We start from the raw sequence: 14,349 nt of genomic DNA, 5'->3' as shown, positions 1-14,349 counted from the left end.
GAGGTGTCAGATGGCAGTTTCATTAAATGATATAAAAAATAAAATTGCATCCACAAAAAACACCAGTCAAATCACAAATGCTATGCAGATGGTGTCTGCTGCAAAGTTGGGAAAATCTGAAGAAGCAGCCAAAAATTTTCAAATCTATGCTTCTAAAGTCAGAAAATTATTGACGGATTTACTTCACGGACATGAAGCTCAAAATTCCAAATACCATCCTATGCTTGTTAGTCGTCCGGTTAAGAAAACGGCTTATATCGTTATCACATCGGATCGTGGCTTGGTAGGTGGTTATAATGCGACCATTCTCAAATCCATGATGGAACTTTTTGCGGAATACCATGATAAAGATGATTTTGTCATTATTTCAATCGGAAGTATGGGTTCGGATTTCTTTCGTGCTCGTGGTCTTCAACCAATTTATGAACTGCGTGGTTTAGCAGATCAACCAAGCTTTGATGAAGTCCGTAAAATCATTAACAAAACGGTTGAAATGTATCAAAACGAATTATTTGATGAATTGTATGTTTGTTATAATCATCACGTCAATAGTTTAACAAGCCAAATGCGTGTTGAACAAATGCTTCCAATTGTGGATTTGGATCCAAATGAAGCAGATGAAGACTACGTTTTGAATTTGGAATTGGAATCAAGTCGTGATGTCATTTTGGATCAATTGTTGCCTCAATTTGCTGAGAGTATGATTTATGGGGCAATTATTGATGCGAAAACTGCTGAAAATGCAGCAGGAATGACCGCCATGCAGACAGCAACAGATAACGCAAAGAAAGTTATCAGTGATTTAACGATTCAGTATAACCGTGCTAGACAAGCTGCTATCACGCAAGAAATTACTGAAATTGTGGCGGGTGCAAGTGCACTAGAATAGTGTCACATAAAATAAATAGATAGAGGAGAAAAGAATGAGCTCAGGCAAAATTGCTCAGGTTATCGGACCAGTCGTTGACGTTTCGTTTGCAGCTGGTGATAAATTACCTGAGATAAATAATGCACTTGTAGTCTATAAAAATGACGAAAATAAATCAAAAATCGTCCTTGAAGTGGCTCTTGAGCTTGGTGATGGAGTGGTTCGAACTATTGCCATGGAATCCACTGATGGGTTGACTCGTGGCATGGAAGTTCTAGATACTGGTCGACCAATTTCTGTTCCAGTTGGGAAAGAAACACTTGGTCGCGTCTTTAACGTTTTAGGCGATACCATTGATTTGGATACTCCATTTGGTGAAGATGCAGAACGTCAACCAATCCATAAAAAAGCTCCAACTTTTGATGAGTTATCTACTTCATCAGAAATCTTAGAAACAGGAATAAAGGTTATTGACCTTTTAGCTCCCTACCTCAAAGGTGGGAAAGTCGGCCTCTTCGGTGGTGCTGGCGTTGGGAAAACTGTCTTGATTCAAGAGTTGATTCATAATATAGCCCAAGAACACGGTGGGATTTCAGTCTTTACTGGTGTTGGGGAACGGACTCGTGAAGGGAATGACCTGTACTGGGAAATGAAAGAATCTGGTGTTATCGAAAAGACAGCTATGGTCTTTGGGCAAATGAATGAACCGCCTGGAGCACGTATGCGTGTAGCTTTGACTGGGTTAACGATTGCAGAGTATTTCCGTGATGTGGAAGGTCAAGATGTTCTTTTATTCATTGACAATATCTTCCGTTTCACTCAAGCAGGTTCTGAAGTGTCAGCCCTTCTTGGTCGTATGCCATCAGCTGTGGGTTACCAACCAACCTTGGCTACTGAAATGGGGCAATTACAAGAACGTATTACATCAACGAAAAAAGGTTCTGTTACCTCAATTCAGGCTATCTATGTGCCAGCTGATGACTATACTGACCCTGCGCCAGCTACAGCTTTTGCTCATTTAGATTCAACAACTAACCTTGAACGGAAATTGGTACAATTAGGTATTTATCCAGCAGTAGATCCGCTTGCTTCTAGCTCACGTGCGCTTGCTCCTGAAATTGTCGGTGAAGAGCATTATGCTGTTGCAGCAGAAGTAAAACGCGTCCTTCAACGTTACCATGAATTGCAAGATATTATTGCTATTTTGGGTATGGATGAATTGTCAGACGAAGAAAAGACCTTAGTTGCTCGTGCACGTCGGATTCAGTTCTTCTTATCACAAAACTTTAATGTGGCGGAACAATTCACCGGTCAACCAGGCTCTTATGTGCCAGTTGCTGATACGGTTCGTGGCTTTAAAGAAATTCTTGAAGGTAAATATGATCATCTTCCTGAAGATGCCTTTCGCGGCGTTGGTTCTATTGAAGATGTGGTTGCTAAAGCTGAAAAAATGGGATTCTAAGAGGTGACTTATGGCTCAAATGACAGTACAAATCGTTACACCTGACGGTCTGGTTTTTGATCATCATGCAACGTTTGTTTCCGTTAAAACTCTTGATGGAGAAATGGGGATTTTGCCGCATCATGAAAACATGATTGCTGTTTTGGCTGTCGATGAGGTCAAAGTGAAGCGGATTGATGAAGAAGATCATGTCAATTGGATTGCGGTGAATGGTGGAATTGTCGAAGTTGCTGATAATTTGATTACCATCGTTGCAGACTCTGCTGAACGCGCTCGTGATATTGACATCAGTCGTGCTGAAAGAGCAAAATTGCGTGCCGAGCGTGCCATTGAAGAAGCACAGGAAAAGCATTTAATTGACCAAGAACGTCGTGCCAGAATTGCCCTTCAACGTGCCATTAATCGAATTAACGTTGGAACAAGATTATAATACGAAAAGGCCAATTGGCCTTTTTATAATGGCGTTTTTGCTATCAGTACCTGATTTGTGTCTGATAGTTTGCTCTCATCTATTTTTTTGGTATAATGGGGATATGATTCAGTTAATTTTTACGCTTAGTAGCTACATGATTTTTATTTTTCTTTCATTTCACTTGCTTTCTACTGTTGTGAATTGGGAAAAACTATTAAAGGTGAATGCTGACAATGCTCTTAAGATTCGATTTCTAATTTTATTGTTTAGTATTGCGTTAGGGTTTTTGCTCAGTTCTTTCTTCCTCAGTCTCTATACATTGGGACGAGATGTGTTTAATAGTAATTTATAGGATAAGAAAAGAAATATAATAGGTGTTTTGGAGAAATATGGATAAAATTATTATACAAGGCAGTTCGAATCCATTAGTCGGTTCGGTTAAAATTGAAGGTGCCAAAAATGCTGTTTTGCCTTTGCTTGCAGCAACTATTCTAGCGACGACAGGGAAAACAACTCTAACCAATGTTCCGGTTCTATCTGATGTATTTACGATGAACAATGTGGTTCGTGGATTGAATACAAAAGTGACTTTTGAACAAGAAGAAAACAGGATTACGGTGGATGCTACACAGCCGTTGAGCGAAGAAGCTCCTTATAAATATGTGAGTAAAATGCGTGCTTCTATCGTGGTATTAGGTCCGATTTTGGCAAGAAATGGTTATGCCAAAGTTTCTATGCCTGGTGGCTGTACGATTGGAAGTCGTCCTATTGACCTTCATTTGAAAGGATTGGAGGCAATGGGAGCTGAAATTAAGCAGACGGCTGGATTTATTGAGGCCAAAGCTAACCGATTGCATGGAGCTCATATTTACATGGATTTTCCAAGCGTGGGTGCAACGCAAAATATCATGATGGCAGCAACTTTAGCGGATGGTGTAACAGTGATTGAAAATGCAGCGCGCGAACCGGAGATTGTTGATTTAGCTGTTTTATTGAACAAAATGGGGGCTAAAGTTCGTGGTGCTGGTACAGAAACACTAACCATTACTGGAGTTGAGGAGCTGATGGGGACAAGCCACAGTGTAGTACAAGACCGCATTGAAGCCGGGACTTTTATGGTAGCCGCTGCTATGACTGGCGGTAATGTCCTTGTGCAAGATGCTATTTGGGAGCATAATCGTCCACTTATTGCGAAATTGCTAGAAATGGGTGTGTCTGTTACGGAGGAAGATGAGGGTATCCGTATTCAATCTGACATTTCTAAACTAAGAGCAGTCAATGTCAAAACTCTTCCTCATCCTGGTTTTCCGACAGATATGCAGGCACAATTTACAACTTTGATGACGGTTGCTAAGGGTGAATCCACTATGATTGAGACTGTTTTTGAGAATCGTTTCCAACATCTGGAAGAAATGCGTCGAATGGGTTTACACTCGGAAATTATGCGAGATACAGCTCGTATCGTTGGTGGTCAAGCTTTGCAAGGAGCTGAAGTGATGTCAACGGACTTGCGTGCGAGTGCTGCGCTAATTTTGACAGGTTTGGTTGCAGACGGTGAAACAAAAGTAGGTCAACTAACTCATTTAGATAGAGGTTATTATCAATTTCATAAAAAACTGGCTAATTTGGGTGCAAATATTAAGCGAGTGAAGGAAGAAGACGATGAATAATAATTTGAAATATGTTAAAAAACAAGTCGGAATTGTTTTGGCAGTCTTATTGTTTGGTTTGATTTTGTTTGCAGTTGGATTAGTGGTAGGATATGGTGGTAAGGATCCGTGGTCAATTTTATCACTAGATAAATGGCATACCATTATCAGCAAATTTACAGGACGATAATCTTAATAGCAAAAAGAGGCAAAATAAAAACTAACTTCTTATTCAAAAATGTTCGATTACAAGACGCAGTAATTGCGTGACTTCTAGTTGTTGAGTGTATCAGTTTTTAGAGGGCAATAACTTTGAGGGAGTGAGACAAAAGTCGTGATTTCGTAGAAATTGACTTTGTAGTCCCACCCCCTCCTATTTATTTAAAGGGGAGTAGAAATGGCGAGAAAGAAATCCAACCAGAAAGTAGCGCAAAGTGTAGCAGGCGTATTTCTTGCACTTGTTCTTGCGCTGGGAGGTTATTCTTTTAGCAATTATCATAATCATAGCAGTACGAAGCATTCTGACAGCACTGCTATTAACAGGAGTATTCGTAAGAATTATGCAGCACCCAGTCAAGAATTAGCACAGAGCGTTTTAACAGAATCTGTTAAACGACAGCTCAAAGGGAAAATCGAGTGGAATGGCGCAGGGGCTTTTATTGTCAATGAGAATAAAAATGATTTAGATGCTAAAGTGGGAAGTATTCCTTATGCGGATAATAAGACAAAATTGGTCAGAGGTCGAACTGTTCCAACGGTAGCAAATGCTCTTTTGTCCAAAGCTACTCGTCAGTATAGGAATCGTGAAGAAACAGGTAATGGTTCAACAACTTGGACACCTGCTGGCTGGCATCAGGTGAAGCATTTATCGGGTGAATATCATCATGCAGTTGATCGTGGACATCTGCTGGGTTATGCCTTGATTGGTAACTTGAAAGGCTTTGATGCTTCGACTAGCAATCCCAAAAATATTGCGGTGCAAACGGCTTGGGCGAATCAAGCAAATGCTAGCCATTCTACAGGTCAAAATTTTTATGAAACGAAAGTACGTAAAGCTCTTGATAAAAATAAACGAGTTCGGTATCGAGTGACCTTGATTTACGCAAGTGAGCAGGATTTAGTACCGGTTGGTTCACATATTGAAGCCAAGTCTAGCGACGGTAGTTTGGAAATAAATGTCTTTGTGCCAAACGTACAGACAGGAATTCGATTAAATTATCAGACAGGAGAAGTGACGGTCACCAACTAAATTTGGAGTTAATAGCCCATATGCTTTTGCATTTTTATCATCTTTTTGTTATACTGTTTTTGCATAGGCGTGCTTTGGCACGCTCTATTTTGTCTAAAAAGTGTATAAGTGCTTTTTTATTGCGGATTATTTTATGATGTAGGGAGGAGAAACATGAAGTATATTTGGTCTTATTTGAAAAAATATCCAAAATGGTTGCTATTGGATTTCTTTGGTGCTGTCTTCTTTGTTGTGGTGAATCTCGGTTTACCGACTGTTTTAGCACGGATGATTGATGAAGGGATTAACCAAGAAGACAGCAACCGTTTGTATTATTGGGCGATTGTGATGCTTATTGTGATTTTGTTGGGAATTTTGGGGCGGATCGTGCTTTCTTATGCAGCTGGTAAGTTGACAACGAGTATGGTGCGTGATATGCGTAATGACATCTACGACAAATTGCAAGAGTATTCCCATCATGAATACGAGCAGATTGGTGTTTCATCCTTAGTGACACGGATTACCAGTGATGCTTTTGTTTTGATGCAGTTCGCAGAGCAATCCCTAAAAATGGGTGTCATTACACCAATGATGATGATGTCTAGTGTGATGATGATTTTTTTCACTAGTCCTTCCTTGGCTTGGATTGTTGCAATTTCTGTTCCTTTCCTCGGCATTGTCGTTTGGTATATAGCAGTCAAGACTCGTCCTTTATCAGAAAAACAACAAAAAACTTTAGATAAAATCAATCAATACGCACGTGAGAATTTAATGGGGTTGCGCGTTATTCGTGCTTTTGCTCGAGAAGAATTTCAAGAAGAGCGTTTTGCTTCACAAAATGACATTTATGCGAATAATTCGAATCGTCTGTTCAAGTTAACTGGTTTGACAGAACCTCTTTTTGTTCAAATTATCATCGCGATGATTGTTGCCATTGTCTGCTTTGCTTTAAAACCACTAGGTACAGGAGATTTGCAAATTGGCGATTTAGTTGCTTTTATCGAATACAGTTTTCATGCATTGCTGTCATTTCTGTTGCTGTCTAGCTTGTTTACTATGTATCCTAGAACTGCTGTTTCGAGTGAACGGTTGAAAGAAGTAATGGAAATGCCCATTTCAATCAATCCAAACGAAGATGGTGTGACTGAGACAGACAGTCATGGTTATTTAGAGTTTGACAATGTTACCTTTGCATATCCTGGTGAAACAGAGAGTCCAGTCTTGCATAATATTTCCTTCAAAGCAAAACCTGGTGAAACAATTGCCTTTATTGGTTCAACAGGTTCAGGGAAATCATCTCTGGTGCAGTTAATTCCACGCTTCTATGATGTAACTTTAGGAAAAATTTTAGTGGATGGGGTAGATGTGCGATCCTATAATCTAAAAGCATTGCGGCAGAAGATAGGCTTCATTCCACAAAAGGCTTTGCTGTTTACGGGAACAATCGCAGAAAATCTGCGGTATGGGAAAGAACATGCCAGTTATGAAGAATTGACACAAGCGGCAGATGTAGCACAAGCTAGAGATTTTATCGAAAGTAAGGAAGAACGCTTTGAAACCCATTTAGCTGAAGGGGGAAGCAATCTCTCAGGTGGGCAAAAGCAACGCCTTTCTATCGCACGTGCTGTCGTGAAAGAACCAGATATTTATATCTTTGATGATTCATTTTCTGCGTTGGACTATAAGACCGATGCCATTCTTCGAAGTCGACTCAAAGAAGTTACGCAAAATGCTACTGTATTGATTGTAGCACAACGTGTGGGAACCATAATGGATGCAGATCAGATTATTGTTCTGGATAAGGGAGAAATCGTCGGGCGCGGAACACATGAAGAATTGTTGCGACAAAACGATATCTATCGCGAAATTGCTAATTCTCAGCTTAATAGTCAATCACTAACAGAAGAATAGGAGGGAAAGATGAAACAACATAGTTTTATGCGCTTGTGGAGTTACTTAAAAGTTTATAAACTCTCAGTAATCTTTGCTATCTTTTTGAAGGTGGTGAGTATTGTGATGAGCGTGCTAGAGCCTTTTGTACTTGGTCTTGCTATTACAGAATTGACACGAAATGTGCTGGACATAGCAAAAGGAGTCGAAGGCGCCAGCATAAACACAACATATGTCTTTGGGGTAATGGCACTTTACCTTTTGCGTGGTTTATTCTATGAAATTGGGGCTTACTATTCTAATTATTTTATGACCAATGCAGTGCAAAATACAGTACGTGACATGCGCAATGAGTTGAGTTCTAAAATTAATCAAATTCCAGTTTCTTACTTTGATAAGCATCAATTTGGAGATTTGCTAGGGCGCTTTACCAGTGATGTAGAGACTGTCTCAAATGCGCTTCAACAATCATTCTTACAAGTTGTAAATGCGGTTTTGACCATTACCTTAGTTATCGGAATGGTCTTGTATCTTAATTTTCAACTGGCTTTGATAGTGATTGCTAGCATTCCGTTGACCTATTTTGGGGCGAACTTTATTTTGAAAAAATCACAACCGTATTTTAAAAAGCAAGCAGATACGCTAGGTGTCATGAATGGATTTGTTCAAGAAAATCTAACTGGTTTTAATGTGCTGAAACTCTATGGTCGTGAAGAAACATCTTCAGACGATTTTCGAGAAATCACGGAAAACCTCCAAGAAGTCGGGTTCAAAGCTAGTTTTATTTCTGGCTTGATGATGCCAATTTTGAACGCAATTTCAGATTTGACTTATCTGCTTGTAGCGGTCGTTGGTGGTTTGCAAGTCATTTCTGGACAATTAACAATTGGGAACATGCAAGCTTTTGTACAATATGTATGGCAAGTAAACCAACCAATTCAAAATTTAACGCAGTTAGCTGGGCAATTACAAAGTGCTAAGTCTTCGCTGGATCGTGTTTTCCAAGTATTAGATGAACCAGACGAAGTAACGGATATAAAAGAGCAATTAGAACATGATTTGACAGGACAGGTTAGTTTTCAACATGTTGATTTTCAATATGTAGAAAGCAAACCGCTCATTCGCGACTTCAATTTGGAGGTAAAGCCGGGTGAAATGGTAGCAATTGTCGGTCCGACCGGTGCTGGAAAGACCACCCTCATCAATCTACTTATGCGCTTTTACGATGTAACAGCAGGTTCAATTTCTGTTGATGGTCACGATATTCGTAACTTATCGCGCCAAGATTACCGCAAGCAATTTGGCATGGTCTTGCAAGACGCTTGGCTCTATGAAGGGACAGTCAAGGATAACTTGCGTTTTGGAAATCTGAGTGCAACAGATGAAGAAATTGTGGACGCTGCCAAAGCTGCTAATGTAGATCATTTCATTCGGACACTTCCAGGTGGTTATAATATGGAAATGAATCAGGAGTCTAGCAATATCTCGCTGGGGCAAAAACAATTATTGACCATTGCGCGCGCACTATTGGCAAATCCCAAAATCTTAATTTTGGATGAAGCAACCTCGTCGGTTGATACGCGCTTAGAGCTCTTGATTCAAAAAGCGATGAAGAACCTCATGCAAGGACGGACAAGCTTTGTCATTGCTCACCGCTTATCGACAATTCAAGAAGCTGATAAAATTTTAGTGCTTAAAGACGGACAAATTATTGAACAAGGAACTCATGAATCACTTCTAGCTGATAGAGGCTTCTATTATGATTTATATACGAGCCAATTTGCTAAGAAAGAAGCTTAGTAAGTAAGAGAATAGACAAAGCCTCTCAAAGTAATGAAAACACGACCTCAGTCTAGACTAGCAGTTAGCTAATTTGGACGAGTTCGTGTTTTTTTATTTTTGATCGTACTAAGATTGAACGGCAATCATTTTGTATCGCGACTATTTTTCACAACATCTTTGAGGGGACAGTCCATTTCTTCGATCAGTTTGGGAGATGTAGGGAATAGGTTTCGTTTTACATGTCAGCTAGGCTGATAACAAGAACGTGTTTTATACATAGTTGTCCTAGTCGATAGCAAGCATTCATTTTAGTTTGCCCGTTATCCTAGTTGATAGTTTTTAATCATGGCTTGTGAATGGTTCCATTAAGGCAAATAGCTGCAAAGATTACATTATCGAAAGAGATTAATCAGCCAAATAATGAAATAAAATCCAAGAAAAATAGCGTGCCATTTCCAATAGAGTACAATCAGTCCGATTGTTTCGCGAATCCAAGCTGATGGGAGAAAATAAAGAGCAGTCCTAGATCCGATGCTTCGCCCTTTTAAGCCAAGTTTTCGCATGTAAATACCAGCTCGCAAAGAGTGGAAAGAATTGGTGATGACCAAGCAATAGTAATTTTCCTTACTTTTTTCGTCTAAAATAGTTTTGCTAAACTGCAAATTTTCTAAGGTATTGGTTGACTGCCGTTCAATTATAATATCCTCTTGTGGAATACCTACTTGCCTTAAATATTGCGCCATTGCTTCTGCTTCTGCTATTGGTTCATCGACACCTTGTCCTCCAGAAACGACAATTTTGGGATGGTTATGAAATTTTTCATACATCGTCTTCCCCTTTTCGAGTCGTTGAGCGAGAAGAGGCGGTATTCGGTCACCAATCAATCCTGAACCTAAGATGATAAGATAGTCCGGACGTTTTATGACGGGGAATATATTATAAACAAAACCGTAAAGGATATAGGACGCATAAAGATAGCTACCATAAATTAGAAGTCCATTTGTAAGAGATAGAATCTTATGAAGAAAGATAAAATGAGGGAAGAAAAAAGTAAGCACTAGGGAAAGAGCAATGGTGATACCATAAAAGAGGGAGAGGAGATTAGCTATATGCCTACCTTCATAAATCATCATCTGCCGGCCATTAAAAATGAGATAACTAGATGGAGCTATGACACTCAATGGAATGAAAAAGGCTAGGATGAGTAAAATAAGCATTGTTAGATTTCTATTGGCAAGTTGCTCAATATGGACTACAAAACGACCAGAAATAATTAGGGCGAATAAAATAAGAATGATACTAAGGAAATATGCATGGAAGAGTCGCCTTGGCTCTATATAAAATAAAATGAAAAAAAGCAGAGCAGGAAGAAACCAAACAAGATGCAATACCATAATGTGATAACAATCCTTTCAAACAGATTCCTTTTTAGTATAGCATAAAAGTTCCTGTAAAAAAGTAGATTTAAAAAACAATGGACTTAAAAATTGAAATATTATTAAAAAATATGGTATAATATTTTTATGTCTTGGGGTCGTTACGGATTCGACAGGCATTATGAGGCACATTTTGCGACTCATCGAGCGGATGTAAAGCGCCAGTTAAATATAACTGCAAAAAATAATAATTCTTACGCTTTAGCTGCCTAAAAAACAGCCAGCGTGACCAGATTTGGATCGCTCGTGTTCGATGACAGGTCTTAATAATAGCGAGATACGATTAAGTCTTGTCTAGGGACTTGATAAGAGATTAATAGACTCGCTTGGCTTTGGCTTGAGTTATGTGTCAAAGCGAAGTTAAATCCAATACATAACCTATGGTTGTAGACAAATGTGTTGGCAGGTGTTTGGACGTGGGTTCGATTCCCACCGGCTCCATTTATAAACGTGGAAGATTACTCAAGAGGTTTAAGAGGCTGTGTTGGAAACGCAGTAGGCGTGTAAAAGCGTGCGTGGGTTCGAATCCCATGTCTTCCGTTTTGGTACAAAACGCTCATTGGTGGCGTTTTTTTACTAGAAGATAAAATGAGTGAGAAACGAATTCACTCATTTATTTTTTGAAAAATATTGAAATTTTTCTGAAAAGTAGTAGACTGTTACTAGAAAGTTTGGAGGTTTCTTGTGAAATTATATGTACAATTGATGATTATTTTTTCGATTTCTTTGATAGGAGAAGGGATTTCCTATCTTTTTCATTTGCCGATTCCAGGAAGTATTATCGGTTTAATTTTTCTTTTTTTGGCTTTGCAATTTAAGATTTTACGATTGCGGCATGTGAGCATGGTGGGAAACTTTTTATTAGCCAATATGACGATTCTATTTTTGCCGCCGGCTGTAGGAATTATGGATAAATTTCATGTCATTGCTCCTTATTTATTGCCGATTGTTTTGATTATTGTCGGAGCGATTGTCATTAATGTGATTGTCATTGCTGTGGTTGTTCATTTGATTAAAAATCGCTTTGAAGGCGACTACGGAGAAGGAGAAACAAGAAATGTCTAATTTGTGGGGCAATCCCTTATTTGGTTTGGCTTTATCGATCTTTGCTTATTTAGTAGGAATGCTGATATTTCGCAGATTTCCTCATCCATTGACAACTCCTTTGTTGCTCGCCACCATATTTGTTATTGTATTTTTAAAATTGACAGGAATTTCCTACAAGAATTACTATGTTGGTGGGACCTATTTAAATAATCTCATTGTGCCATCAACGGTTGCGTTAGGAATTCCTTTGTATAAAACATTTCATCTCATGAAACACCACGCCAGAAGCATTTTGCTTGGTACTTTTGTAGCAGTAGTGGTTAATACCAGTTTTACAGCTTTGGTCGCAAAGGCTTTTGGAATGGATTTTTTCTTAGCCATTTCACTCTTTCCAAAATCAGTCACAACAGCTATGGCGGTTGGAATTACGGATAAAATGCAAGGGCTAACGACAGTGACTTTGGTGGTCGTAGTAGCAACAGGAATCTTGACAAGTGTGATAGGCCCGACTGTTTTAAGAATTTTAAAAATCAAAGATCCAGTTGCAGTGGGTTTAGCTCTTGGAGGAACGGGTCACGCTGTTGGCACTGGAACAGCCTTTAAATACGGACAAGTTGCAGGAGCTATGGCTGGTCTGGCTATTGGAGTGACAGGGATTATGTATGTCATTGTCAGTCCGATTGTCGCAAGTATTATTTTGAAATAGAAAGAGTTAGAACGACTTGTCATTTTTAATAGAATAAAAAATCTTGTACTAAGAAACTTTTCTGCCCTATTTCCTAAAAAACATGGTATAATAGGGAGTAAAAACTTTTTGATAGAAAGACAGTTATGGATTTAAAAGATTATATTGCAACCATTGAAAATTATCCACAAGAAGGAATTTTATTTCGTGATATTAGCCCATTGATGGCAGATGGAAATGCATACAGCTATGCCATTCGAGAAATTGTTCAATATGCTACAGACAAGAAAATTGACATGATTGTTGGTCCAGAAGCGCGTGGTTTTATTGTTGGATGTCCAGTAGCTTATGAGCTTGGTGTTGGTTTTGCTCCAGTACGTAAGCCTGGGAAGTTACCCCGTGAGGTTATCTCAGCTAGTTATGAAAAAGAGTACGGTATAGATACCTTAACAATGCATGCAGACTCCATCAAATCTGGACAACGTGTACTGATTGTTGACGACCTCCTTGCAACGGGCGGAACGGTTAAGGCAACGATTGAGATGGTTGAACGACTAGGTGGTATCGTTGCAGGCTGTGCTTTCCTTATTGAATTAGATGAGCTTAAAGGTCGCGAAGCAATTGGCGACTACGATTATAAGGTTCTCATGCACTATTAAGATATAAGTGAAAGCCAGATCCTCTTTAAGCGAAAATGTCATTTAAAATTAAGAAATTATTAGCTGTCGACATTTTAAGATCTGAGAATATCTTGATTTTGAATTTAATGCCGCAAAAAATAGTGACAGAAACGCAGTTGTTGCGCTAGATCCCCATATCCCAGAAAATTATTTCAACTCTATGTTTGCGATGGAATCTAGCTGAGGCACTGTTCTTCAACAATTGTATCAACTATGCTGTTTACCAAGAAACGCCATTTGACTGGGAAAATGCAGCTAATGTCGCTTTCTTGTTTGCTTATTTATAAGAGGTGTTATGACTTATTTATCAGCGTATAAGACGGGCAATTTAGTATTGCCAACAGAGCTTCTTTTTCATTTTCATGAGATATTTGATAATAGTGATGATTTTTTAGTTTGGCAATTTTTCTATTTGCAAAATACAACGTCATTAGAAGAGATTTCCCCTAATCGGATTGCGGAAAGTATTGGGAAGTCAGTCACAGAGGTCAATCGTTCTATGTCAAATTTGACAGAAAAAGGGTTGTTGCAGTACAAAACGATTGTACTTAATGGTGAGATTGAGGCTGTTTTTGATGCACTGCCAGCACTTGAACGATTGGATGAAATTGTAGAAAGTCACTCAACGGTCGCACAGCCTATTTCTCAAAATAAATTAAAAGACTTGGTTGAGACTTTCCAAAGAGAATTAGGTCGTCTCTTGACACCATTTGAAATAGAAGATTTAACAAAAACAATTCAAGATGATAAGACCAGCCCAGAACTCGTCACAGCTGCTCTTCGAGAAGCTGTTTTTAACGGCAAAGCAAATTGGAAGTATATCCAAGCCATCTTACGAAATTGGCGTCGTGAAGGTATTACAACAGTAAGCCAAGTCGAAGCGAAGCGAGAGGAACGTGAAACGACCAATCCGCAAAATATCACCGTTTCAGATGATTTTTTGAATGCTATGGATTTGTGGCGTGATTAAGATGTTGAAGTTTATTTTTCATGAAAAATTGAGCATGAAATAAGTAATAGTAAAAAAATGATAATGAAGGCTCTATAATTTCTGTAGTGATAAAATCCACTTCAGAGATGATAGAGCTCATTTTTGATGCTGATTTATCCAAAGTTGAGTCTCTAGCTAATGATTGAATAGTAGGAGGATATAGAAAACTGAGTATAAAAATGCCAATGCCTAATCATTTGGATGAGAGAAATTTTTTAA

At 38.8% G+C, this 14,349-nt stretch carries 14 protein-coding genes, 1 tRNA gene, 1 other RNA gene and 1 pseudogene; 16 read left to right on the top strand and 1 reads right to left on the bottom strand.

Annotated features, from left to right (window positions below; translation table 11 throughout):
- Positions 1–10: 10 nt before the first annotated feature.
- The 9 genes from HMPREF1514_RS03710 to HMPREF1514_RS03675 all read left to right on the top strand — a co-directional run bounded on the left by HMPREF1514_RS03710 (position 11) and on the right by HMPREF1514_RS03675 (position 9,309).
- Positions 11–889 (top strand): F0F1 ATP synthase subunit gamma, encoded by an 879-nt coding sequence (locus HMPREF1514_RS03710; RefSeq protein WP_003069751.1) that lies wholly within the window; start codon positions 11–13, stop codon positions 887–889.
- Between the two features lie 34 nt (positions 890–923).
- Positions 924–2,330 (top strand): F0F1 ATP synthase subunit beta, encoded by a 1,407-nt coding sequence (gene atpD / locus HMPREF1514_RS03705; RefSeq protein ID WP_037597319.1) that lies wholly within the window; start codon positions 924–926, stop codon positions 2,328–2,330.
- A gap of 10 nt (positions 2,331–2,340) precedes the next feature.
- Positions 2,341–2,760, top strand: a complete 420-nt coding sequence (locus HMPREF1514_RS03700) for a F0F1 ATP synthase subunit epsilon (protein WP_003069748.1) — start codon at positions 2,341–2,343, stop codon at positions 2,758–2,760.
- A gap of 103 nt (positions 2,761–2,863) precedes the next feature.
- Positions 2,864–3,094, top strand: coding sequence for a DUF1146 family protein (locus HMPREF1514_RS09160; protein ID WP_084635981.1), 231 nt, complete (start codon positions 2,864–2,866; stop codon positions 3,092–3,094).
- 37 nt (positions 3,095–3,131) lie between these two features.
- Positions 3,132–4,412 carry a UDP-N-acetylglucosamine 1-carboxyvinyltransferase gene (gene murA / locus HMPREF1514_RS03695; protein WP_037597318.1) on the top strand — a complete coding sequence of 427 codons (1,281 nt, stop codon included), beginning with the start codon at positions 3,132–3,134 and terminating at the stop codon, positions 4,410–4,412.
- Complete coding sequence (locus tag HMPREF1514_RS03690; RefSeq protein WP_003069742.1) at positions 4,405–4,581, top strand: DNA-directed RNA polymerase subunit beta; 177 nt, start codon at positions 4,405–4,407, stop codon at positions 4,579–4,581. The genes murA and HMPREF1514_RS03690 overlap by 8 nt, the downstream gene beginning before the upstream one ends.
- 207 nt (positions 4,582–4,788) lie before the next feature.
- Positions 4,789–5,640: a DNA/RNA non-specific endonuclease gene (locus HMPREF1514_RS03685; RefSeq protein ID WP_003069740.1), complete on the top strand. Its 852-nt coding sequence runs from the start codon at positions 4,789–4,791 to the stop codon at positions 5,638–5,640.
- Positions 5,641–5,793: 153 nt separating this feature from the next.
- On the top strand, positions 5,794–7,530 hold the full coding sequence (locus tag HMPREF1514_RS03680) for an ABC transporter ATP-binding protein (protein WP_037597315.1): 1,737 nt from the start codon (positions 5,794–5,796) through the stop codon (positions 7,528–7,530).
- Between the two features lie 9 nt (positions 7,531–7,539).
- The gene (locus HMPREF1514_RS03675) at positions 7,540–9,309 is read left to right on the top strand and encodes an ABC transporter ATP-binding protein (protein ID WP_037597314.1); all 1,770 of its coding nucleotides are present in this window, start codon (positions 7,540–7,542) and stop codon (positions 9,307–9,309) included.
- A gap of 374 nt (positions 9,310–9,683) precedes the next feature.
- On the opposite strand, the gene HMPREF1514_RS03670 is transcribed toward HMPREF1514_RS03675, so the two are convergent.
- The gene (locus tag HMPREF1514_RS03670; protein WP_037597312.1) at positions 9,684–10,685 is read right to left on the bottom strand and encodes a YdcF family protein; all 1,002 of its coding nucleotides are present in this window, start codon (positions 10,683–10,685) and stop codon (positions 9,684–9,686) included.
- Positions 10,686–10,821: 136 nt separating this feature from the next.
- Here HMPREF1514_RS03670 and ssrA point away from each other — a divergent pair.
- From ssrA to HMPREF1514_RS03645, 7 genes and pseudogenes are all read left to right on the top strand, one after another.
- Positions 10,822–11,171: a transfer-messenger RNA gene (gene ssrA / locus HMPREF1514_RS09155) on the top strand.
- A gap of 8 nt (positions 11,172–11,179) precedes the next feature.
- Positions 11,180–11,267, top strand: a tRNA-Ser gene (locus tag HMPREF1514_RS03665).
- 144 nt (positions 11,268–11,411) lie between these two features.
- Positions 11,412–11,792, top strand: a complete 381-nt coding sequence (locus HMPREF1514_RS03660; RefSeq protein ID WP_003069732.1) for a CidA/LrgA family protein — start codon at positions 11,412–11,414, stop codon at positions 11,790–11,792.
- Complete coding sequence (locus HMPREF1514_RS03655) at positions 11,785–12,480, top strand: LrgB family protein (protein WP_037597311.1); 696 nt, start codon at positions 11,785–11,787, stop codon at positions 12,478–12,480. The genes HMPREF1514_RS03660 and HMPREF1514_RS03655 overlap by 8 nt, the downstream gene beginning before the upstream one ends.
- 125 nt (positions 12,481–12,605) lie before the next feature.
- Positions 12,606–13,118 carry an adenine phosphoribosyltransferase gene (locus tag HMPREF1514_RS03650; protein WP_006267445.1) on the top strand — a complete coding sequence of 171 codons (513 nt, stop codon included), beginning with the start codon at positions 12,606–12,608 and terminating at the stop codon, positions 13,116–13,118.
- Positions 13,119–13,153: 35 nt separating this feature from the next.
- Positions 13,154–13,264, top strand: a pseudogene (locus HMPREF1514_RS09805) (homoserine O-succinyltransferase); the annotation flags it as partial.
- A 170-nt stretch (positions 13,265–13,434) separates the two neighbouring features.
- Positions 13,435–14,109 carry a DnaD domain-containing protein gene (locus HMPREF1514_RS03645; protein ID WP_003069724.1) on the top strand — a complete coding sequence of 225 codons (675 nt, stop codon included), beginning with the start codon at positions 13,435–13,437 and terminating at the stop codon, positions 14,107–14,109.
- The last annotated feature ends 240 nt before the right edge of the window (positions 14,110–14,349 follow it).

The sequence above is a fragment of the Streptococcus sp. AS20 genome (assembly GCF_000524255.1).
Taxonomy (GTDB): domain Bacteria; phylum Bacillota; class Bacilli; order Lactobacillales; family Streptococcaceae; genus Streptococcus; species Streptococcus constellatus.
The sequence above is the reverse complement of the archived record's forward strand: the minus strand, read 5'-3'. Positions and strand labels throughout refer to the sequence as shown.